The sequence below is a fragment of the Streptomyces sp. NPDC028907 genome, assembly GCF_055564995.1.
Window position 1 is genome coordinate 23531 of sequence record NZ_JBVHVE010000001.1, and the last position, 21004, is coordinate 44534.

A 21004-nucleotide genomic window follows, 5' to 3' on the forward strand; every position below is an offset into this window, starting at 1 on the left:
GATCAGTGACCCATTCCCAGTCCGCCGTCAACGGGGATGACGGCTCCAGTGATGTACGAGGCGTCGTCCGAGGCGAGGAAGCGCACCGCGGCGGCGACCTCCTCCGGCTGCGCGTACCGGCCGAGCGGGACCTGCGCCACGATGTTCGCGCGCTGCTCGTCGGTGAGCACCTTGGTCATGTCGGTGTCGACGAAGCCGGGAGCCACGACGTTGAAAGTGAGGTTGCGCGAGCCCAGCTCACGGGCGAGGGAGCGCGCGAAGCCGACCAGGGCGGCCTTGGAGGCGGCGTAGTTGGCCTGACCGGGACCGCCGTACAGACCGACGACCGACGAGATCAGGACCACGCGGCCCTTCTTGGCGCGCAGCATGCCGCGGTTGGCGCGCTTGACGACGCGGAAGGTGCCGGTGAGGTTGGTGTCGATGACCGAGGTGAAGTCCTCCTCGGACATGCGCATCAGGAGCTGGTCCTTGGTGATGCCGGCGTTGGCGACGAGCACCTCGACAGGCCCGTGCGCGTCCTCGATCTCCTTGTAGGCCTGCTCCACCTGCTCGGTGTCGGTGATGTCGCACTTGACGGCGAGGAAGCCGGCCGGCGGCTCACCCGAGCGGTATGTGATGGCGACCTTGTCGCCGGCGTCGGCGAATGCGCGGGCGATGGCGAGGCCGATGCCCCGGTTGCCTCCGGTGACGAGAACCGAGCGGCTCAACGGATCACCCTTTCGATAGGGGTCTGACACACCCGCCCGAACAGCTGGATGACAGGCGGCTTCTCCGAAAACCTATCGGGCCGGTCCGGTCCGGGGACATTCGGGCACCGACAGTGGCGTAGGGGTGTCGCTGTCGGGTCCCTACAGAAAGACGACGGCTCCAGCCGGAAACGTGTGGTCCATGACCCTGCCCGCGCGACATGATCGGTGCCGACAGGCCACGACAGCAGGGAGACCTCCGTGCCTCATACGATCGACGAAGCCTTCACGGCGCTTCCGCTACGCGCCCTGGCAGACGCCGCCCTGGCACGCGCGCGTGCGCTCGGTGCCGAGCACGCGGACTTCCGGTTCGAGCGGGTGCGCAGCGCGTCCTGGCGGCTGCGGGACGCCAAGCTCGCCGGGTCGTCGGACACCACCGACCTCGGGTACGCGGTGCGGGTGGTGCACGGCGGGACCTGGGGGTTCGCGTCCGGTGTGGACCTGACGCTGGACGCCGCCGCCAAGGTGGCCTCGCAGGCGGTGGCGATGGCGAAGCTGTCGGCGCAGGTGATCAAGGCCGCCGGGTCGGACGAGCGGGTGGAGCTCGCCGACGAGCCGGTGCATGCCGACAAGACGTGGATCTCGTCGTACGAGATCGATCCGTTCTCCGTGCCCGACGAGGAGAAGTCGGCGCTGCTGGGGGACTGGAGCGCGCGGCTGCTGGCGGCGGACGGCGTCAATCACGTGGACGCCTCGCTTCTGACGGTCCACGAGAACAAGTTCTACGCCGACACCGCCGGCACCGTGACCACCCAGCAGCGGGTACGGCTGCACCCGCAGCTGACCGCCGTGTCGGTCGACGAGTCGAGCGGTGAGTTCGACTCCATGCGCACCATCGCGCCGCCGGTCGGACGCGGCTGGGAGTACCTGACGGGCACCGGCTGGGACTGGGAGAGCGAGCTGGAGCAGATCCCCGCTCTGCTCGCCGAGAAGATGCGGGCGCCCAGCGTTCAGGCGGGGCCGTACGACCTCGTCGTCGACCCCTCCAACCTGTGGCTGACCATCCACGAGTCCATCGGCCACGCCACCGAACTGGACCGCGCCCTCGGCTACGAGGCCGCCTACGCCGGCACCTCCTTCGCCACGTTCGACCGGCTCGGCAAGCTCCGGTACGGCTCCGACCTGATGAACGTCACCGGTGACCGCACCGCCGAGCACGGCCTGGCGACCATCGGGTACGACGACGAGGGCGTCGCCGGCCAGTCCTGGGACCTGGTCAAGGACGGCACGCTCGTCGGCTACCAGCTGGACCGGCGGATCGCGAGGCTGACCGGGTTCGAGCGGTCCAACGGGTGCGCGTTCGCCGACTCCCCCGGCCATGTGCCGGTGCAGCGCATGGCCAACGTGTCGTTGCAGCCGGATCCGGCCGGGATGTCGACCGAGGACCTGATCGGGAGCGTGGACCGCGGCATCTACGTCGTCGGCGACCGGTCCTGGTCGATCGACATGCAGCGCTACAACTTCCAGTTCACCGGACAGCGCTTCTTCAAGATCGAGAACGGGCGGATCACCGGTCAGCTGCGGGACGTGGCCTACCAGGCGACGACCACCGACTTCTGGGGCTCCATGGCAGCCGTCGGCGGTCCCCAGACCTATGTGCTCGGCGGCGCCTTCAACTGCGGCAAGGCCCAGCCGGGCCAGGTCGCGGCGGTCTCGCACGGCTGCCCCTCGGCCCTCTTCAAGGGCGTCAACATCCTCAACACCACGCAGGAGGCCGGTCGATGAGCGCTCACTCCACCAAGGCGCACAAGCCGCACGAGATCGTCGAGCGGGCCCTGGAGCTGTCCCGCGCGGACGGGTGTGTGGTCATCGCCGACGAGCAGTCGACCGCCAACCTTCGCTGGGCGGGCAACGCGCTGACCACGAACGGCGTCACGCGCGGGCGGACGCTCACCGTCGTCGCGACCGTCGACGGCAAGGAGGGCACGGCTTCGGGGGTCGTGTCGCGGTCGGCCGTGACAGCCGACGAGCTGGAGCCGCTGGTGCGGGCCGCCGAGGCCGCCGCGCGCGGTGCCGGGCCCGCCGAGGACGCGCAGCCGCTGTTGCCGGACGCACCGGCGTCGCCGGACTTCACGGACGCCCCGGCCGAGACGTCGTCCACCGTGTTCGCCGACTTCGCCCCGGCGCTCGGCGAGGCGTTCGCACGCGCGCGTGCGGGCGGCCGGGAACTGTACGGCTTCGCCAACCACGAGCTGGTGTCGACGTACGTGGGCACCTCCACGGGGCTGCGGCTGCGGCACGACCAGCCCAACGGGACGCTGGAGCTGAACGCCAAGTCCCCGGACCGCACCCGCTCGGCATGGGCGGGGCGCTCCACACGGGACTTCAAGGACGTGGACCCCACGGCGCTCGACGCCGAGCTGGCCGTACGCCTCGGCTGGGCCGAGCGGCGCCTGGAGCTGCCGGCGGGCCGCTACGAGACGCTGCTGCCGCCGACGGCCGTGGCGGACCTGCTGATCTACCAGATGTGGTCGGCGTCGGGGCGGGACGCGGTCGAGGGCCGCACCGTGTTCTCCAAGCCGGGTGGCAAAACGCGGGTCGGCGAGAAGCTGAGCGAGCTGCCGCTGAGCCTGCGCAGCGACCCGAACGAGCCGGGTCTGGAGTCCGCGCCCTTCGTGATCGCGCACGCCTCCGGCGGCGACCAGTCGGTGTTCGACAACGGGCTGCCGCTCACGGCCACCGAGTGGATGCGCGAGGGCGAGCTGAAGCACCTCACGACCACCCGCCACAGCGCCGGACTGACCGGACTGCCCGTGGCGCCCGGCATCGACAACCTCATCCTGGACGGCGGCGACGACCGTTCGCTGGAGGAGATGGTCGCGGACACCGAGCGGGGGCTGCTGCTGACCTGCCTCTGGTACATCCGCGAGGTCGACCCGGCGACGCTGCTGCTCACCGGGCTGACCCGGGACGGCGTCTACCTCGTCGAGAACGGTGAGGTGACCGGCGAGGTCAACAACTTCCGGTTCAACGAGTCGCCGGTGGGGCTGCTCGGGCGGGCGACGGAGGCGGGCCGTACGGAGAAGACCCTGCCCCGGGAGTGGAGCGACTGGTTCACCAGGGCGGCGATGCCGGCGCTGCGCGTCCCCGATTTCAACATGAGCTCTGTCAGTCAGGGCGTATAACCTCGTAGGCGTTTGCAGTCGGCTGTCATCCGACTGGCCGAAGATCATCGAGGAGACACGAGAACCGTGACGGACATCGTCGACGAGCTGAAGTGGCGCGGCGTGATCGCCCTGTCCACTGACGAGGACGCTTTGCGCAAGGCGCTCGCGGACGGTCCCGTCACGTTCTATTGCGGTTTCGACCCGACCGCGGCCAGCCTGCACGTCGGCCACCTGGTCCAGGTCCTCACGATGCGCCGCCTCCAGCAGGCGGGCCTGCGCCCGCTGGCGCTGGTCGGCGGTGCCACGGGCCAGATCGGCGACCCGCGCCCGACGGCCGAGCGCACGCTGAACGACCCGGAGACGGTCGCGAACTGGGTGAACCGCCTGCGCGCGCAGATCCAGCCGTTCCTGTCCTTCGAGGGCGACAACGCCGCGGTGATGGTGAACAACCTGGACTGGACGGCCGGCATGTCGGCCATCGAGTTCCTGCGGGACATCGGCAAGCACTTCCGTGTCAACAAGATGCTCACCAAGGACTCCGTCGCCCGCCGGCTCCAGTCCGAGGAGGGCATCAGCTACACGGAGTTCAGCTACCAGCTGCTCCAGGGCATGGACTTCCTGGAGCTGTACCGGCGGCACGGCTGCACGCTCCAGCAGGGCGGCAGCGACCAGTGGGGCAACCTCACGGCGGGTCTGGACCTGATCCACCGGCTGGAGCCGCATGCCAACGTGCACGCGCTCGCGACCCCGCTGATGACCAAGGCGGACGGCACCAAGTTCGGCAAGACCGAGGGCGGCGCCATCTGGCTCGACGCGGAGATGACGACGCCGTACGCGTTCTACCAGTTCTGGCTGAACGCGGACGACCGGGACATCTCGACGTACATGCGGATCCTGTCCTTCAAGTCCCGTGCGGAGCTGGAGGAGCTGGAGAAGCAGACGCAGGAGCGGCCGCAGGCGCGGGCCGCGCAGCGGGCTCTGGCCGAGGAGCTGACGACGCTGGTGCACGGGGCCGACCAGACGGCCGCCGTGATCGCCGCGTCCAAGGCCCTGTTCGGGCAGGGCGAGCTGGCGGAGCTGGACGATCGGACGCTGGCGGCGGCCCTGTCCGAGGTGCCGCACATCCGGGTCGAGCAGCTCGGCCCGGTCGTCGACCTCCTCGCCGAGGTCGGCCTGGTGGCCAGCAAGTCGGCTGCGCGGCGGACCGTGAAGGAGGGCGGGGCCTACGTGAACAACGTGAAGGTCGCCGGGGAGGATGCCGTGCCCGCCAAGGAGGACCTGCTCCACGGGCGGTGGCTGGTGCTGCGGCGGGGGAAGAAGAACCTGGCGGCTGTAGAGGTCACGGGCGCGTAGCGCTCCGCGGGAGGCTCCGTCTCGGTTGCGCCGTAGGGGTGCGGTGATCTGCGGGCTGCGGCTTCGTCGTGGCTGGTCGCGCCCCGCGGCGGAGCCGCAGATCGATACCGTCCCGCGCCCCTCTGGGGCGCGTCCGCCCAGGGCGTCGTGCGCTCAGGGCGTCGTGCGCTCACGCCCGTCGCTGTTTTCTCTTGCCCAGCGTCGACATGTACAGCATGTCCCCCGCGTACACGATGATCACCGCGGCGACGATCTGGAAGATGTGCCGGCTCCAGTCGATGCCCCTGGTCTCGTCGACGCCGAATCCGCGGGCGACGGCGTTGCCGACGATGGCGCCGAGCATGCCGAAGATGGTGGTCAGCCAGAGGGGGCTGTGCTGCTTGCCCGGAATGAGGGCCTTCGCGATCAGGCCCAGCACGAATCCGACGATGATCGCCCACAACCAGCCCATGGCTGCCTCCTCGTACGGCTCGGGGTGAGCAGTACGCCCAGTCTTGGTCCGACGGGAGTACGCCGCATGCCGGGTACGGCCGTACGCGTTACGGCCCACCGCGTTCCCCCAGGTGACAGGGGCCCCGGTCTCGTAGGCGGCGGAGGCGAGGCGTACCGTGGAAGACGAGACGGGCCGGGGGCGAGTCCGATGCGGGCGGATGGTGGAATGTGATGCGGAAGCTGCACGCTGACGGCAATACCGAGGTGTTCCGGATCACCGGAGCCCGGGCGGGCCTCCACGACGATGTGCGCGCGCGACAGCGTCGGTACATCATCTCGATGTCGGTCCGTACGGTGTCGGTGATTCTCGCGGCCACGCTGTGGAACGTCGAACGGCACGTCGCGATCGTGGCGTTGGTCCTCGGAGCGGTCCTGCCGTACATCGCGGTGGTGATCGCCAACGCGGGGCGGGAGAATGCGCCGTCTCTGCCGTCGACGTTCGTGACCGCGCATGTGCGGCCGATGATCGCGCCGCCGCGAACGAATGACGGTTTCGCGGAATCCGTCCCGGAAGATGTCGCGGGCGACTCCGCGTCGGGCGCACAAAGCAAACCACGCGACGAGGCGTGATTTCGCGGACCGGTGTCCTCCGGAAGTCGAGTCCGCGCCAAGCTCAGGAAAAGCTCAGATCAATAGTGTTGTTCCGGTGCCGGGCGGCGGGTTACCCGTGACATACTTCGTAGGCGCTCCGCATCCCCCGTCGGAGCGACGGACCGACGCCGGGCAGCTCCCCCCGTGGCTGCTCGGCGTCGCCTTTTTGTGCGCGAATCTGTGAGACGAATCTGTGAGTGACGAGACGCCCATCTGCTCCGCCAAGGGGTGCCGTGCCGACGCCGTGTGGGTGCTGGCGTGGAACAATCCGAAGATTCACACGCCGGAGCGTCGCAAGACATGGCTCGCTTGTGAGGAGCATCGCGAGCATTTGTCGCAGTTCCTCGGGGTGCGGGGTTTTCTGAAGGACGTCGTCCTGTTGATGGAGTGGGAAGAGGGCTCCGGGGAGGACTCCTCAGCCACCGATGGCTGACATCGGACGGTCCGGCTGGACGAACGACGGATCGTCCAGTCCCGCTCCCGCCTTCTTGCCCCACATCGCCAGCCGCCAGATGCGGGCGATCTCCTCGTCGGGGGCGCCCGAGCGCAGGGCCGCGCGCAGGTCGGTTTCCTCGCGGGCGAACAGGCAGGTGCGTACCTGACCGTCGGCCGTCAGACGGGTGCGGTCGCAGGCCGAGCAGAACGGGCGGGTGACGGAGGCGATCACGCCGACCACATGCGGGCCGCCGTCGACCAGCCAGCGCTCGGCCGGGGCCGAGCCGCGCTTCTCCGCACCCTCGGGGGTCAGCTCGAAGCGGGTGCGCAGGGAGGTCAGGATGTCCCCCGCGGTGATCATGCCGTCGCGCTTCCAGCCGTGCTGGGCGTCCAGGGGCATCTGCTCGATGAAGCGCAGCTCGTAGTCGTGCTCCACGGCCCAGGCGAGCAGGTCCGGGGCCTCGTCGTCGTTCAGGCCCGGCATCAGGACCGAGTTGACCTTGACCGGGGTCAGGTCCGCGTCGCGAGCGGCGTGCAGTCCCTCGATGACGTCCTTGTGGCGGTCACGGCGGGTGAGGGTCTTGAAGACGTCGGGGCGCAGGGTGTCCAGCGAGACGTTGACCCGGTCCAGGCCCGCCGCCTTCAGCGCCGTCGCCGTGCGCTTGAGACCGATGCCGTTCGTCGTCAACGACATCTGCGGGCGTGGCTTCAGGGCCGCGACCCGCTCGACTATGCCGACCAGGCCGGGGCGCAGCAGGGGCTCGCCACCGGTGAAGCGGACCTCCTCGATGCCGAGGGAGGTCACCGCGATGTCGATGAGGCGGACGATCTCGTCGTCGTTGAGCAGGTCGGGCTTGGCCAGCCACTGCAGGCCCTCCTCGGGCATGCAGTACGTGCACCGCAGGTTGCAGCGGTCGGTCAGCGAAACCCTCAGGTCGGTGGCCACACGGCCGTAGGTGTCGATGAGCACTGGGCCCCCTCCCTCGTCACGACCAGATTCAACTTCCGTCACCTGTGAGCCTACGTGACCGCACTGACAGAGACACCGGCCCGATCCCACGACGTACGACGCGGCCGCGTCGTAGGGATCTACGACGCGGCCGCTCGGGGGTGCCGCTCAGTGGGCGCCGGTGCCGGTCAGGGACCGGACCTCCAGCTCCGCGTACTTGCCGGCGTCCGGCTCTTCCTTGGACAGGACCGTGCCGAGCCAGCCCATGAAGAAGCCGAACGGGATGGAGATGATGCCCGGGTTCTTCAGCGGGAACCAGGCGAAGTCGACGTCCGGGAACATCGCCTTCGGGTCGCCGGAGACGACCGGCGAGAACAGCACCAGGCCGACGGCGACGATCAGACCGCCGTAGATCGACCACAGGGCGCCCTGGGTGGTGAACCGCTTCCAGAACAGGCTGTAGAGGATCGTCGGCAGGTTGGCCGAGGCCGCGACCGCGAAGGCCAGGGCGACCAGGCCGGCGACGTTGAGGTCGCGGGCGAGGGCGCCGAGGAGGATGGAGACGGCGCCGATGCCGATGGTGGCGAGGCGGGCCGCCCGGATCTCCTCCTTCTCGGTGGCCTGCCCCTTCTTGATGACGTTCGCGTAGATGTCGTGGGCGAACGACGAGGACGAGGCCAGGGTCAGACCGGCGACCACGGCGAGGATCGTCGCGAAGGCGACGGCCGAGATGGTGGCGAGCAGGATCGCACCCCACGCCGAGTCGACGCCGCCCAGATGCAGGGCGAGCAGGGGTGCCGCCGTGTTGCCGGACGGGTTGGAGGCGATGATCTCGTCCTGGGAGATCAGTGCCGCGGCGCCGAAGCCGAGGGCGATGGTCATCAGGTAGAAGCCGCCGATGATGCCGATGGCCCAGTTGACGGACTTACGGGCGGCCTTGGCGTTGGGCACCGTGTAGAAGCGGATCAGGATGTGCGGCAGGCCGGCGGTGCCGAGGACCAGGGCGATGCCGAGGGAGATGAAGTCCAGCTTGGAGGTGCCGGTGGCGCCGTACTGGAGGCCGGGCTCCAGGAAGGCGGCGCCCTTGCCGCTGTTCTCGGCGGCCGTGCCCAGCAGGTCGGAGATGTTGAAGTTGAACTTCAGCAGCACCAGGAACGTAATGAGGATCGTGCCGCCGATCAGCAGGACGGCCTTGACCATCTGGACCCAGGTGGTGCCCTTCATGCCGCCGATGGAGACGTACACGATCATCAGGACGCCGACCAGGGCGACGATGAGGATCTTGCCCGCGTCGGAGGTGATGCCGAGCAGCAGGGAGACCAGGATGCCGGCGCCCGCCATCTGGGCCAGCAGGTAGAAGATCGACACGACGATCGTCGAGGTGCCGGCCGCCGTGCGCACCGGGCGCTGGCGCATGCGGTACGCGAGGACGTCGCCCATCGTGTAGCGGCCGGAGTTCCTGAGCGGCTCGGCCACCAGGAGCAGCGCGACCAGCCAGGCGACCAGGAAGCCGATGGAGTACAGGAAGCCGTCGTAGCCGAATAGGGCGATGGCGCCCGCGATGCCGAGGAAGGACGCGGCGGACATGTAGTCGCCGGAGACGGCGAGGCCGTTCTGGAAGGCGCTGAAGGACCGGCCGCCCGCGTAGAAGTCGGCGGCGTCCTTGGTCTGGCGGCCCGCCCAGACGGTGATGAAGAGGGTCGCGACCACGAAGAGCGCGAACAGGGTGATGATCAGCGGACGGTGCTCGCTGGCCTCGTTCGCGGCGAGCTGGACATGGGTCATCGCGGGGCTCATGCGCCGCCCTCCATACGGGTCTTGATGGCCTCGGCCTTGGGGTCGAGCTTCGCGCCGGCGTGGCGCGAGTACCACCAGGCGATGAGGAACGTGGTGACGAACTGGGCGATACCGAAGACGAACGCGATGTTGATGTTGCCGAACAGCTTGGTGCCCATGAAGTCGCCCGCGTAGTTGGAGAGCAGGACGTACAGCAGGTACCAGGTGATGAAGGCGACGGTCAGGGGGAAGGCGAAGGAGCGGTAGGAGCGGCGCAGTTCACCGAACTCCGCACTCTGCTGCACCTCGGTGAACTCCTCGGTGGTGGGGAGTTTGTGTGTCTCTTTCGAGGGGGGCGGTGCGTCGGTAGCCACGGAGTCTCCTCGCGTTGCGGGCGCTGTTGCGACGGTGGACGGGGACGGTTGGGGGGTTGGGGACGGATCGGAGGTCGGGGGCGGATCGGGTACGGGCATGACGGCTCTGTTCCTCGTGGTGACGTGGATCACTTGAGCCGGCTGGCGATGTTAGGGCCCCGGCGCGTGATCCGACAGGGGGCTCGATCGTGCTCGCGCCTCCTGTCCAAGGTCACGGCGCCACGCGAGGACCGGTTCAACTCCCCGGACGTCTTTCCGAAGTCGCTCGGATCAGCGATTGCTGGCCGGGAGGTTCAGGGATAGCTTCACCCTGCACCACTCGTCATGTACCTGCCCGCGCGCCCACCCGCGCCCGGGCGGTGCTCGTTCCGGATGATGTGGAGATCCCATGGGTCATCTGCGGTTCAGACGCGGGCTCGGTCTCGCCGTACCCCTCGCTCTGTCGCTGACCGCCTCGCTCGGCCTGCTGCCGACGGCGGCCTCGGCCGCACCGGCCGCCGAGCCCGTCGTACGGGCCGGTGACGCGCCCGCTCTGGCGTATGTCGTCAACACCCGGCCGGACCATCGCACGATCGAGTCGGTGAAGAGGGCCATTGCCACGGTCGGCGGAACGGTCGTGATCGCGTACGAGAGGATCGGGGTGATCGTCGTCCACTCGGCGAACCCCGACTTCGCGAAGACGATGCGCACGGTGCGCGGCGTCCAGTCGGCCGGTGCGACGCGTACGACGCCTTTGACCGCCGCCGGCGCGACGGACGAGGGTCCGGTCCAGCTTCTGTCGGAGCGGCAGGCCGCGAGAACGGCCAGGGCGTCCGCCGCCGCGACCGGCAGCGAGCCGCTGGAGGCCGACCAGTGGAGCCTGCGCGCGATCGGCGCCGACCGGGCGGCGAAGATCAATCCCGGCAGCCGCAGGGTGACCGTGGCCGTGATCGACAACGGCGTCGACGACACCCACCCGGACCTCGCGCCGAACTTCTCCGCCGCCCAGTCCGCGAACTGCGCCGGCGGCAAGGCGGACACCGGGGCGGGCGCCTGGCGGCCGTACACGAGCACCGACTCCCACGGCACCCATGTGGCGGGTGAGATCGCCGCGCCCCGCAACGGCATCGGCGTAGCGGGGGTCGCCCCCGGCGTCAAGGTCTCCGCCATCAAGGTGAGCGACCCGGTCAACGGCCTTTACTACCCCGAAAGCGTCGTGTGCGCCTTCGTGTTCGCCGCCGACCACGGTGTCGAGATCACCAACAACAGCTACTACGTTGATCCGTGGCTGTACAACTGCATGGACGATCCGGACCAGCGGGCGATCGTCGACGCGGTCAACAGGGCCCAGCTGTACGCCCAGCGCAAGGGCACGCTCAGCTTCGCCTCGGCCGGCAACTCCAACCACGACCTGGACTCCGACGCGATCGTCGACGACAGCAGCCCCGACGACTCCAAGCCCGTGGAGCGTACCGTCGACCCGCACGCGTGCCTCGACGTACCGACACAGTTGCCGGGTGTCGTCACGGTCAGCGCGACGGGCGTCCAGAACGTCAAGTCGTACTACTCCTCGTACGGTTACGGCGTCGTCGACGTCGCGGCCCCCGGCGGCGACCGGCTCTACCAGATCCCGGACACGCCGTCGAAGAACGGCCGGATCCTCTCCACTCTCCCGAACGGCCAGTACGGCTTCCTCCAGGGCACGTCGATGGCCTCGCCGCACGCCGCCGGCGTCGCCGCGCTGCTGAAGTCGCGGTACCCGCACGCGGGTCCGGCCCAGCTGCGCTCGCTGCTGAAGGCCCTGGCGGACAACCCGGGCTGCCCGGCTTCCTACGACCAGGACGGCGACGGCACGCAGGACGCGGTGTGCGAGGGCGGCAAGCGGTCCAACGGCTTCTATGGGCTCGGCATTGTCGACGCGATGGACGCTGTTGATTGATCGGCGGGGCGCCTGCACCGCAGTGGGCGCATTCCGGTCAATATATTGATCGAGTCAATACTGCATAGTGCAGTCATGACTGGAATCAAGTTCGCATGGTCCGCGGTGGGCGGCGATCCCGCCCTGCTGTCCCGGGTGTCGACCGTGGTGCGGGAGGGCGCGCTTCAGGCGCGCCTTCCCGTACGGGAGTTGGCGCGTGCCTGTGTGGGTGCGTGCGCGCTGGCCGCCGCGGAACTCGGGGCGCGGCGGGCCGGGCTCGCCGAGGTGCCCGGGGTGACCCTGGACGACGGGGCGGTCGCCACGGCGTTCGTGAGTGAACGGCATCTGCTGGTCGACGGGCGCGCGCCCGTGACGTTCGCGCCGCTCTCGCGCTTCTGGCGGACGGCGGACGGTTGGGTGCGGACGCATGCGAACTACCCCCATCACCGGGCCCGTTTGCTGGCCGCGCTGGGCGTGGCCGAGGAGGATCCCGACGCCGTGGGGGCGGCCCTCGCCGAGCGTTCCTCCCTGGAGGTCGAGGAAACCGTGTACGCGGCCGGCGGGCTGGCGGTGGCGCTGCGGACGCCCGAGGTGTGGGCGGCGCACGAGCAGGCGGTGTCGGTGGCCCGGCGGCCGCTGGTCGAGCACGAGCGGTCGGACACGGTACGCGCGCGTGCGCTCGCGTCGCTCGACGGCACTCCCCTGCTGCCCGCCGCCGGGGTGCGCGTACTGGATCTGACGCGGGTCATCGCGGGACCGGTCGCCACCCGCACGCTCGCGCTGCTCGGTGCGGACGTCCTGCGCGTGGACGCGCCGCGGTTGCCCGAACTGGCCGACCAGCACGCCGACACGGGCTTCGGGAAGCACTCGGCGACGCTGGACCTCGCGGCCGACCGGCGCGCCTTCGAGGAACTGCTCGCGGCGGCGGACGTCGTCGTCACGGGGTACCGGCCGGGCGCCCTCGACCGGTACGGCCTGTCGGCACGGGCGCTGGCCGAGCGGCAGCCGGGGCTCGTCGTGGCGGAGCTGTCGGCCTGGGGGTCGTACGGACCGTGGCGCGAGCGGCGCGGGTTCGACAGCCTCGTGCAGGCCGCCACCGGAATCGCGGCGATCGAGGGGGCCGCGGGAGCGACGAGGACCACGGCCGACGCGCCGGCCGCCATGAAGTCGCCCGGCGCCCTGCCCGCGCAGGCCCTCGACCACGGGACGGGGTATCTGCTGGCGGCGGCCGTGCTGCGGGCGCTGACCGAGCAGTTGGAGCAGGGGGAGGGCCGGGGCCGGTGCGTTCGGCTGGCCTTGGCGCGTACGGCGGAGTGGCTGATGAACGGGATCCGGCCGGGGCCGGAGGAGGGCCCGGCGGACGGCGCGTACGGCTCGTCCGGCACGTACGACGTCGACAGCCCGCCCGACGCCTGGCTCACCGAGCGGAGCAGTGCGCTCGGGCGGCTGCGGTACGCCCTGCCGCCGGTGTCGTTCGCGGGCGGTCCGGTCGACTGGGCGCGGCCCCCGGGGGTCTGGGGCGCGGATCCGGCGCGGTGGGTCTGAGGTCCGGGACCCTCGGAGCCGTACCTCCGTGCGGAATGCCGCACCACCACTTGGTTTCCGGTGCTTGCCCGAGTCTGTAATGTTTTGTGAAGATCATGAGGTGACATTGACAAGACCCTCCCTCGGCGTGGCCGACGGGAGTGAGCCCGGAGCGCGCCCCGGCGTCGGCCGGTCCGTCGCCGTTCTCGTCCTGGTGGCACTGGCGGCGCTGATCCCGCTGCTCGGGCCGTCGGTCACGCTGGACGGCACCGGGGAGGCCGCCGCACCCGGCACCGAGGGGATCGCGCTGCTGCGTACGGTGCTGTTCGCCGCGCTGTGCGTCCCGGTGGGCGAGCTGTTCGTCAACCGGCTGGCCCGGTCCGTTCCGGGCGCTCCGACGGTCGTGCCCCGCAGTTGGGCGGCCTACGCGGCCGGGGCGGGTTTCGTCGCCGCCCTGGGGCTCGCCTCGGTCGTCTCCACGGGCAACCTCGTGCCGCACAGCCCCGCGGACCTCGACGTCGGCGGCCTCTACGCGTCGCGCGACGGCAAGCTCGCGCTGATGGAGGTCAACGCCTTCGCGTTGGCCGGGCTGTGCGCTCTCTCGCGTCGGCCCGCGACCCAGCTCTGGCCGCTGGCCGCGGTCGTGGTCGCCGAGGCCTTGCGCGCGCACCCCACGACCGAGCACAGCCCGCTGCTGGGTTCGGGTCTGACGTTCGTACACCTGACCTGCGCGGCGCTTTGGGCCGGCGGGCTGCTGCACGCATTGCGGACGCTGCGTGGCTGGGGCGTCCGGCAGACCGGCGCGGCTCTGCTCGGCCTCTACGCGCGCGTGGCGGCCGTACTGCTCGCCGCCATCACGGCGACGGGCGTGTGGAGTTCGCTGCGCCGGATGCCGTCGGACACGATCGTCGAGCAGCTCACCGAGACGGCGTACGGGCGGGCCCTGCTGGCCAAGGTGCTGCTGATGGTGGCCGTGGCCGGGCTCGCCCTGTGGGCCCGGTTCCGGCTGCGCCGGGCGGCCGACCCACTGACCGCCTGCGCTCCCGCGCGGGCGGAGGTCGTCGCCCTCGGGGCGGTGGTCGCGGTGTCGGGGCTGCTGACGGCACTACCGGTGCCGATCCGCTGGTGAGCCCGTCAGGTCCTCGTCGCCGAGCGCGTCAACACGTGCGTACGGGCGAGTCGCGGACGCCGTCGGTCCACAAAGGCCTGGGCCCGGCCCCGCCTCGCAGGGCCTACGCCCCCGCCACCTCCAGCAGTGTCCCTGCCACGTAAGTGACCGCCATGGCCAGCGCACCGCCCGCCGTGTTGCGCAGGACCGCGCGCGTCGGGGCGGCGGCGCCCAGGCGGGCGCTGCTCCAGCCGGTCAGGGCGAGGGCGGTCAGGACGGAGACGACGGTGACCGTCAGGCGCCAGTCCGCCGGTGGCAGCACCATGGCCAGCAGCGGCAGCAGCGCACCGGCCGTGAACGCCAGGAAGCTGGCCCAGGCCGCGTGCCAGGGGTTGGTCAGGTCGTCGGGGTCGATACCGAGCTCCACGCGCGCGTGCGCCTTCAGCGCGTCCCGTTCCGTCAGCTGGACGGCCGCTTCCCTGGCCACGTCCCCGGACAGACCCCGTCGTTCGAGCAGTCCCGTCAGTTCGTCCAGTTCCGCCTCCGGCCGCTCCCGCAACTCCCGCTTCTCCTGGGCCAACGCGGCCTTCTCGGAGTCTCGCTGCGTGGAGACCGAGACGTACTCCCCCGCCGCCATCGACATCGACCCGGCGAGCAGTCCGGCGAGGCCGGCCGTGAGCAGGGCCGAGCGGTCGTCGGTCGCGCCGGCCACACCGACGACGAGTCCCGCGGTGGACACGATGCCGTCGTTCGCCCCGAGAACGGCCGCCCGCAGCCAGTTCAGCCGCTCGCCCAGCGAGCCGCCGTGGGTCTCGTCATGCCTCGATTCGGTCACATGCGGAGCATCGCACCGCGGTGGACATCCGGGACGTATCGACGCTCCTGGGCGGACAGCGGGGTCACCGGCGCGCGGCAACGCCGCGCGTACGGCGACCGGTTGACGCGCCTGCGTTCGTCGCGCTCGAACAGGTGGGCGGCGCAAGGCACCTGACGGCCTGGACTGTCAGTCCCGGCCCGTATCCTCAGTGACCATGCTCGAAGACCGTGCGATCGCAGCGCCCTCCCCCACCGCGTGGCCGACCGCGTATCCCGAGGGATACGCGGTCGTTGACGTGGAGACCACCGGTCTGGCCCGGGACGACCGGATAATCTCCGCGGCCGTCTACCGGCTGGACGCGCGCGGTGAGGTCGAGGACCACTGGTACACGACGGTCAACCCGGAGCGCGACCCGGGCCCGGTCTGGATCCACGGTCTGACGAGCGAGGCGCTGGAGGGCGCTCCCCTCTTCTCGGACATCGCCGAGGAGTTCGCGGCCCGGCTCGACGGACGGGTACTCGTCGCGCACAACGCCGTCTTCGACTGGCAGATGATCGCCCGGGAGTACGCGCGCGCGGAGCGCGAGGCCCCGGTGCGGCAGCGGCTGTGCACCATCGCGCTGTCGAAGGAGCTGGGCCTGCCGCTCCCCAACCACAAGCTGGAGTCGCTGGCCGCCCACTTCGGCGTCGTGCAGCGGCGCGCGCATCACGCGCTGGACGACGCGCGTGTGCTGGCCGAGGCGTTCCGGCCGAGTCTGGCGGCCGCGGCGGCGGGCAGCGTGCGGCTGCCGCTCCAGGAGTGCCGGCCGCTGACCGAGTGGCGGGACACGGCCACGCCCCGGATCGGACAGCAGGCGGGCGGAGGCGGCAGCAGTTACGGCGGCGGATATGGCGGCGGTTACGGCAGCTATCGTCCGACCAGTTGGCGCCCGTCCCGCAAAAGGCCCGCTTGCCCCTACCCCAACCCCGGGCGTTACGAAGAGGGCAAAAGGCTCAAGCAGGGCATGCGGGTCGCCTTCTCCGGGGACACGTCGATCGAGCGCGACCTGCTGGAGGACCGCGCGATCGAGGCCGGGCTGCACGTGGCCACGAGCCTGTCCCGGCTGACCAGCCTGCTCGTCACGAACGACCCGGACGCGGGCACGTCGAAGGTGGTCAAGGCCCGCCAGTACGGGACGCCGGTGATCGACGAGGCGGCGTTCGGGCAACTCCTCAGGGACGTGGAACCGGCGTCGGAGCAGTGACCGTACGGACGGGTGATTGCCGGGCGACTCGCCCCGAGCCGTCTCGCCCGGACCGCGGTGACGGCTCACCCTGTGGCGCATGGCGACATGTGAAGTGTGTGGAAACGACTACGGCATGACCTTCGAGGTGCACGCGCAGGGCGCCGTGCACGTCTTCGACTGCTTCTCCTGTGCGATCCACCGCATGGCACCCGTCTGCGAGCACTGCCGCGTCCAGATCATCGGGCAGGGCGTCGAGGTCGAGGGCCAGTGGTTCTGCGGTGCCCACTGCGCCCGCGCGGAGGGAAAGGTGGGGATCGTCGACAAGGTGTGACCGGCCCGGACCCGTACCCGCCTGAAAGCACCCCACGACCGAGTTGTACGGTCGTGGGGTGTACCGCTTCCTGTTGTCCCGGCAGTGGGTGATCCTCACGCTGGTCGCCCTGCTCCTCATCCCCACGATGATCAGGCTGGGCATCTGGCAGATGCACCGCTACGAGGAGCGCCACGCCCGGAACCAGCTGGTCGCCGACGCGCTGGGCGCGCGGGCGGTGGCGGTGGAGAAGCTGACCGCCCCGGGACACACCGTCACCTCCAAGGAGCGGTACCGCACCGTGACCGCGGTGGGCCGCTTCGACACCGAGCACGAGGTCGTCGTCAGGCGGCGTGTCAACTCCGACGAAGAGGTCGGCTTCCACGTCCTGACCCCCTTCGCCCTGGCGGACGGCAAGGTGCTGCTGGTCAATCGCGGCTGGATTCCCTCGGACGGGCCCAGCCAGACGGCCTTCCCCAAGATCCCGGCGCCGCCGAGCGGCCGGATCACCGTCACCGGGCGGCTGATGCCCGACGAGACGACCGAGGCGAGCGGCATCAAGAACCTCCAGGGCCTCCCCGACCGCCAGGTCATGCTGATCAACAGCGAGCAGGAGGCGCGGCGCCTCGACGCGCGGGTGCTCGGCGGCTACATCGTGCAGACGACGCCGGAGCCGAAGGGCGACACACCGGAGCTGATCGGGAAGCCCGGTGAGGAGAACGCCCCGCTGAACTACGCGTACGCCCTCCAGTGGTGGCTGTTCGCGGCCGGCGTCCCGGTCGGCTGGTTCGTCCTGGCCCGCCGCGAGGCCCGGGATCGGGCTCAGGCGGCCGCGCCGAAGGAGACGGAGACGACACCGGCCCCGGTGTAGCTCCGGGCGCGCCCGTGCCACCGGCGCCCTCTCACTTCCCGCGGCGGCCGTGCAGCCGGTCCCGCCAGTACAGGAAGGTGCGTTCCGGCTCGGGCAGCAGATCCCAGGGGTGGCGGGTCATATGACGGCCGATGCGCTGGAAGACCTGCCCCGCGTCGGCCGGGCGGTGGGCGCGGATCAGGGCGAAGGCGAGGACGTTGAGGTCGATGACGGCCTCGGCGTGCGGTGTGGCGGCGCTGTGGAACCAACGGGAGAGGGCCGTATCGATCTCCTGTGCCGCCCTGGGCTCGTTCCAGTGACCGCTCGCACCGAGCTCGGCGAGGCCCGTGCCCCCCTGGCGGTGGGCGGCGAGTTCCACACGGGCCGCCACCGGGAGCAGGGCGACCGGGGACCCGTGCGGTGCCTGGAAGGCGGCCTGCCAGGCGAAGTCCATCATGTCGGGGACCGCGCCGTGCCCGCGCGGGGACAGGTACCGCAGCATCAGGTGGTAGGCAGTCCGATGCCAGGGCGCGCGGCTCACGGCCTGGTCCCACACCGGCGCGGCGTGCTGCACCGGCACCGCACAGGAATGCATCAGGGACAGTAAGGCCAGCCAGGGCGTCGGGTCCTCCGGGCAGGCCGCGGCGGCGCGCAGACACGTCTGCTCGGCCCGGCGGAACGCGGCTCGCCCCTCTGCCGGGGCGCGGGCCGACTGGACGAAGGCGCGCAGGACCAGGGCGTCGCCGTCGTCGGGGCGGTCGGTTGCCCATCTCTCGGAGACCACGGCGGGTAGCTCCTCGGCGAGCACGGAGATCCGGTGGGTACGGCGGTCCCAGTCGCGTCCGGTGGTGTGCAGCAGGTCGGCCACGGGTTCCCAGGCGGGGCTGGAGCGGCCTGCGCCGAGGCCGTGGAGCTGTGGGGTGGGGCGGAGGTCGAGGAGGGTTCTGTGGAGGGGGTCGTCGTCGAGTTCGGGGCGGGTCAGGAGGGATGGTCGGCGTCTCAGCATCTTGTCCGTGTCTCGCCGTGGGGGTTCTGATTTGCGGGCACCTGCGGGCACCTGCGGGTAGCCGGTGGCCGGTCGCGCAGTTCCCCGCGTCCCTTGAGGTACGTCCGCCGCACGTCCTCAAGGGGCGCGGGCGACCACGAACCATCCGCAGCCGCCCTCCGGCATCAGCAACAGCGGCCCTCCGGCTGGTCCTCCCGGTGCAGCAGGCTCAGTACGCCCATCAGCTCACGCACATACCACCGCACCCACCGCACCGCCCTCATGACCGGACACCCACCAGCGGCTCGCCCTCCCGCTCCGGCACGTCGATGCGGGACTCGACGTACGGCGCCTCGGTCGTCGACAGTGGCTGCGGGGCGCGGACGGCGCGGACGCAGACCACGGCGCAGTTGACCAGGACCGTGAGGACCAGCAGGAGGAAGATCGCCATGATCACGCCGTCGACCGTGTTGTTGAGCACGATGGTGTGCATGTCGTCCATGTTCGTGGCCCCCGGCAGGAGCTGGCCGTCCGCTATGGCCTGCGCGTACTTGTCCCGCAGGGCGAAGAAGCCGATCGCCGGGTTGTCCGAGAAGATCTTCTGCCAGCCGGCGGTAAAGGTGACGGCGACGTCCCAGACCAGCGGGACGCCGGTGACCCAGGCCCAGCGCAGCTTGCCGGACTTGACCAGCACGGTGGTGGTGACGGCCAGGGCCACGGCGGCCAGCAGCTGGTTGGCGATGCCGAACAGCGGGAACAGCTGCTTGATGCCGCCGAGGGGGTCGGTGACACCGGCGTAGAGGAAGTATCCCCAGGCGCCGACGACCAGGGCGCTGGTGATCCAGATGCCGGGCTTCCAGGTGACGCGGCCGATCGGCCTCCACACGTTGCCGAGCATGTCCTGGAGCATGAAGCGGCCGACCCTGGTGCCGGCATCCACCGTGGTGAGGATGAACAGCGCCTCGAACATGATCGCGAAGTGGTACCAGAAGGCCTTCATCCCGGCGCCGCCGAAGACCCCGGCGAAGATCTCCGACATGCCCACCGCCAGCGTCGGCGCGCCACCGGAGCGGCCCACCAGCGTCTCCTCCTCGACGGCCCTGGCCGCCGCGGTGAGCTGGTCCGGGGTGATGCTGAAGCCGAGGTTCCGCACCGCCTCGGCGGCGCTGTCCACGGTCGGTCCGAGCAGGGCGGCCGGGGAGTTCATGGCGTAGAACAGGCCCGGTTCGAGCACGCAGGCGGCGATCAGGGCCATGACGGCGACGAAGGACTCCGTGAGCATGGAGCCGTAGCCGATCAGACGGACCTGGGACTCCTTCTGGATCAGCTTCGGCGTGGTGCCGGAGGAGACCAGGGCGTGGAAGCCGGACAGCGCGCCACAGGCGATGGTGATGAACAGGAACGGGAACAGCGACCCGGCGAACACCGGGCCGGAACCCGTCGAGGCGAACTCCGTGACCGACTCGGCCTTGAGGTTCGGGGCGGCGATCACCACACCGACGGCCATCAGGGCGATGGTGCCGACCTTCATGAAGGTCGACAGGTAGTCACGGGGCGCGAGGAGCATCCACACCGGCAGCACGGAGGCGAAGAAGCCGTAGCCGACCAGGCAGAAGACCAGGGTCTCCGGACTCCAGACGAAGTACTCGGCCAGTGAGGAGTCCTGGATCCAGCCGCCGCCGAGGATGGCGAACAGCAGCAGGGCCACACCGATGAGGCTGGTCTCCACCACCCGGCCAGGACGCAGGTAGCGCATGTAGAAGCCCATGAAGAGGGCGATGGGAATGGTCATGGAGACCGAGAAGGTGCCCCACGCGGACTCCGCCAGCGCGTTGACGACGACCATCGCGAGGACCGCCAGCAGGATGATCATGATGGCGAAGACGCCGATCAGCGCGGCGGCACCGCCCACCCTGCCGATCTCGTCCCGGGCCATCTGGCCGAGGCTCTTGCCGTCCCGGCGCATGGAGAGGAACAGGACGATCATGTCCTGTACCGCGCCGGCGAAGATGACGCCCGCGATGATCCAGACCGTGCCCGGCAGATAGCCCATCTGGGCGGCCAGGACCGGGCCGACCAGCGGTCCGGCGCCGGCGATGGCCGCGAAGTGGTGGCCGAACAGCACCCGCTTGTCGGTGGGGTGGTAGTCGACGCCGTCCTCAAGACGTTCGGCCGGCGTGGCACGGCTGTCGTCGACCTGCAGGACCCGTCGGGCGATGAACCGAGAGTAGAAGCGGTAGGCGATCGCATACGAGCCGAGGGCCGCCACGACCAGCCAGACGGCCGAGATCTCCTCTCCCCGGGAGAGGGCGAGCACGGCCCAGCCGAGGGCGCCGACGAGGGCGACGGCGCTCCAGATCGCGACCGACTTAGGCGATATTCGTGACTTTTCCGGCGCCTCACGGCCGGATTCGGGCATGGCTGATGCGGGCATGGCGGCTCCTGACCTGAACAGGTGGGCACAG

Annotated in this window: 19 protein-coding genes; 11 read left to right on the forward strand and 8 right to left on the reverse strand. The window is 70.4% G+C overall.

Annotated elements, in window-relative coordinates; genetic code table 11:
• Window positions 1-2: 2 nt before the first annotated feature.
• Window positions 3-707, reverse strand: a complete 705-nt coding sequence (gene fabG / locus ACZ4UU_RS00130; RefSeq protein ID WP_468035452.1) for a 3-oxoacyl-[acyl-carrier-protein] reductase — start codon at window positions 705-707, stop codon at window positions 3-5.
• 240 nt (window positions 708-947) lie between these two features.
• Here fabG and ACZ4UU_RS00135 point away from each other — a divergent pair, with 240 nt between their 5' ends.
• The 3 genes from ACZ4UU_RS00135 (at window position 948) to tyrS (ending at window position 5206) form a co-directional block, all read left to right on the forward strand.
• Window positions 948-2471: a TldD/PmbA family protein gene (locus ACZ4UU_RS00135; protein ID WP_468035454.1), complete on the forward strand. Its 1524-nt coding sequence runs from the start codon at window positions 948-950 to the stop codon at window positions 2469-2471.
• A complete protein-coding gene (locus tag ACZ4UU_RS00140; RefSeq protein ID WP_468035456.1) occupies window positions 2468-3871 on the forward strand; it encodes a metallopeptidase TldD-related protein in 1404 nt (467 codons plus the stop codon). The genes ACZ4UU_RS00135 and ACZ4UU_RS00140 overlap by 4 nt, the downstream gene beginning before the upstream one ends.
• Window positions 3872-3937: 66 nt before the next feature.
• The gene (gene tyrS, locus ACZ4UU_RS00145) at window positions 3938-5206 is read left to right on the forward strand and encodes a tyrosine--tRNA ligase (RefSeq protein ID WP_468035458.1); all 1269 of its coding nucleotides are present in this window, start codon (window positions 3938-3940) and stop codon (window positions 5204-5206) included.
• A gap of 169 nt (window positions 5207-5375) precedes the next feature.
• Here tyrS and ACZ4UU_RS00150 read toward each other — a convergent pair whose 3' ends face one another.
• Window positions 5376-5657 carry a GlsB/YeaQ/YmgE family stress response membrane protein gene (locus ACZ4UU_RS00150; RefSeq protein WP_468035460.1) on the reverse strand — a complete coding sequence of 94 codons (282 nt, stop codon included), beginning with the start codon at window positions 5655-5657 and terminating at the stop codon, window positions 5376-5378.
• A gap of 212 nt (window positions 5658-5869) precedes the next feature.
• Between ACZ4UU_RS00150 and ACZ4UU_RS00155 the strand changes: the two genes are divergently transcribed.
• Both ACZ4UU_RS00155 and ACZ4UU_RS00160 read left to right on the forward strand, forming a co-directional pair.
• Complete coding sequence (locus ACZ4UU_RS00155; protein ID WP_468035462.1) at window positions 5870-6268, forward strand: DUF3099 domain-containing protein; 399 nt, start codon at window positions 5870-5872, stop codon at window positions 6266-6268.
• Window positions 6269-6482: 214 nt separating this feature from the next.
• Entirely contained in the window at window positions 6483-6722 is a 240-nt protein-coding gene (locus ACZ4UU_RS00160) for a hypothetical protein (protein ID WP_468035464.1), read from the forward strand.
• Here the strand turns inward: ACZ4UU_RS00160 and moaA are convergent.
• The 3 genes from moaA to ACZ4UU_RS00175 form a co-directional block, all read right to left on the reverse strand.
• On the reverse strand, window positions 6705-7694 hold the full coding sequence (gene moaA, locus ACZ4UU_RS00165; RefSeq protein ID WP_468035466.1) for a GTP 3',8-cyclase MoaA: 990 nt from the start codon (window positions 7692-7694) through the stop codon (window positions 6705-6707). The two genes, ACZ4UU_RS00160 and moaA, sit on opposite strands and share 18 nt — an antisense overlap.
• A 147-nt stretch (window positions 7695-7841) precedes the next feature.
• Window positions 7842-9470, reverse strand: coding sequence for a solute symporter family protein (locus tag ACZ4UU_RS00170; RefSeq protein WP_468035468.1), 1629 nt, complete (start codon window positions 9468-9470; stop codon window positions 7842-7844).
• The gene (locus ACZ4UU_RS00175) at window positions 9467-9823 is read right to left on the reverse strand and encodes a DUF485 domain-containing protein (protein ID WP_468035470.1); all 357 of its coding nucleotides are present in this window, start codon (window positions 9821-9823) and stop codon (window positions 9467-9469) included. The genes ACZ4UU_RS00170 and ACZ4UU_RS00175 overlap by 4 nt, the downstream gene beginning before the upstream one ends.
• 388 nt (window positions 9824-10211) lie before the next feature.
• Here ACZ4UU_RS00175 and ACZ4UU_RS00180 point away from each other — a divergent pair, with 388 nt between their 5' ends.
• The 3 genes from ACZ4UU_RS00180 (at window position 10212) to ACZ4UU_RS00190 (ending at window position 14373) form a co-directional block, all read left to right on the forward strand.
• Window positions 10212-11741, forward strand: coding sequence for a S8 family peptidase (locus tag ACZ4UU_RS00180; RefSeq protein ID WP_468035472.1), 1530 nt, complete (start codon window positions 10212-10214; stop codon window positions 11739-11741).
• A 75-nt stretch (window positions 11742-11816) separates the two neighbouring features.
• A complete protein-coding gene (locus ACZ4UU_RS00185; protein ID WP_468035474.1) occupies window positions 11817-13265 on the forward strand; it encodes a CoA transferase in 1449 nt (482 codons plus the stop codon).
• A gap of 100 nt (window positions 13266-13365) precedes the next feature.
• Window positions 13366-14373 carry a CopD family protein gene (locus ACZ4UU_RS00190; protein WP_468035475.1) on the forward strand — a complete coding sequence of 336 codons (1008 nt, stop codon included), beginning with the start codon at window positions 13366-13368 and terminating at the stop codon, window positions 14371-14373.
• A gap of 103 nt (window positions 14374-14476) precedes the next feature.
• On the opposite strand, the gene ACZ4UU_RS00195 is transcribed toward ACZ4UU_RS00190, so the two are convergent.
• Entirely contained in the window at window positions 14477-15187 is a 711-nt protein-coding gene (locus ACZ4UU_RS00195; RefSeq protein ID WP_468035477.1) for a VIT1/CCC1 transporter family protein, read from the reverse strand.
• Window positions 15188-15383: 196 nt separating this feature from the next.
• Between ACZ4UU_RS00195 and ACZ4UU_RS00200 the strand changes: the two genes are divergently transcribed.
• From ACZ4UU_RS00200 to ACZ4UU_RS00210, 3 genes are all read left to right on the forward strand, one after another.
• Window positions 15384-16412: a DEDDh family exonuclease gene (locus tag ACZ4UU_RS00200; RefSeq protein ID WP_468035478.1), complete on the forward strand. Its 1029-nt coding sequence runs from the start codon at window positions 15384-15386 to the stop codon at window positions 16410-16412.
• 79 nt (window positions 16413-16491) lie between these two features.
• Window positions 16492-16725, forward strand: a complete 234-nt coding sequence (locus ACZ4UU_RS00205; protein WP_062719308.1) for a hypothetical protein — start codon at window positions 16492-16494, stop codon at window positions 16723-16725.
• Window positions 16726-16783: 58 nt separating this feature from the next.
• Entirely contained in the window at window positions 16784-17575 is a 792-nt protein-coding gene (locus ACZ4UU_RS00210; RefSeq protein WP_468035479.1) for an SURF1 family cytochrome oxidase biogenesis protein, read from the forward strand.
• Between the two features lie 31 nt (window positions 17576-17606).
• Here the strand turns inward: ACZ4UU_RS00210 and ACZ4UU_RS00215 are convergent, their stop codons facing one another.
• Complete coding sequence (locus ACZ4UU_RS00215) at window positions 17607-18560, reverse strand: hypothetical protein (protein ID WP_468035480.1); 954 nt, start codon at window positions 18558-18560, stop codon at window positions 17607-17609.
• A gap of 259 nt (window positions 18561-18819) precedes the next feature.
• Window positions 18820-20973 carry a carbon starvation CstA family protein gene (locus ACZ4UU_RS00220; protein ID WP_468035482.1) on the reverse strand — a complete coding sequence of 718 codons (2154 nt, stop codon included), beginning with the start codon at window positions 20971-20973 and terminating at the stop codon, window positions 18820-18822.
• Window positions 20974-21004 lie beyond the last annotated feature (31 nt).

Excerpts from the sequence above, each read along its gene's own strand:
- ACZ4UU_RS00140 (WP_468035456.1), top strand. The coding sequence starts at position 2,468 with ATGAGCGCTCACTCCACCAAGGCGCACAAGCCGCACGAGATCGTCGAG.
- ACZ4UU_RS00150 (WP_468035460.1), bottom strand. The coding sequence starts at position 5,657 with ATGGGCTGGTTGTGGGCGATCATCGTCGGATTCGTGCTGGGCCTGATC.
- ACZ4UU_RS00155 (WP_468035462.1), top strand. The coding sequence starts at position 5,870 with ATGCGGAAGCTGCACGCTGACGGCAATACCGAGGTGTTCCGGATCACC.
- ACZ4UU_RS00170 (WP_468035468.1), bottom strand. The coding sequence starts at position 9,470 with ATGAGCCCCGCGATGACCCATGTCCAGCTCGCCGCGAACGAGGCCAGC.
- ACZ4UU_RS00180 (WP_468035472.1), top strand. The coding sequence starts at position 10,212 with ATGGGTCATCTGCGGTTCAGACGCGGGCTCGGTCTCGCCGTACCCCTC.
- ACZ4UU_RS00185 (WP_468035474.1), top strand. The coding sequence starts at position 11,817 with ATGACTGGAATCAAGTTCGCATGGTCCGCGGTGGGCGGCGATCCCGCC.
- ACZ4UU_RS00200 (WP_468035478.1), top strand. The coding sequence starts at position 15,384 with ATGCTCGAAGACCGTGCGATCGCAGCGCCCTCCCCCACCGCGTGGCCG.
- ACZ4UU_RS00205 (WP_062719308.1), top strand. The coding sequence starts at position 16,492 with ATGGCGACATGTGAAGTGTGTGGAAACGACTACGGCATGACCTTCGAG.
- ACZ4UU_RS00215 (WP_468035480.1), bottom strand. The coding sequence starts at position 18,560 with ATGCTGAGACGCCGACCATCCCTCCTGACCCGCCCCGAACTCGACGAC.
- ACZ4UU_RS00220 (WP_468035482.1), bottom strand. The coding sequence starts at position 20,973 with ATGCCCGCATCAGCCATGCCCGAATCCGGCCGTGAGGCGCCGGAAAAG.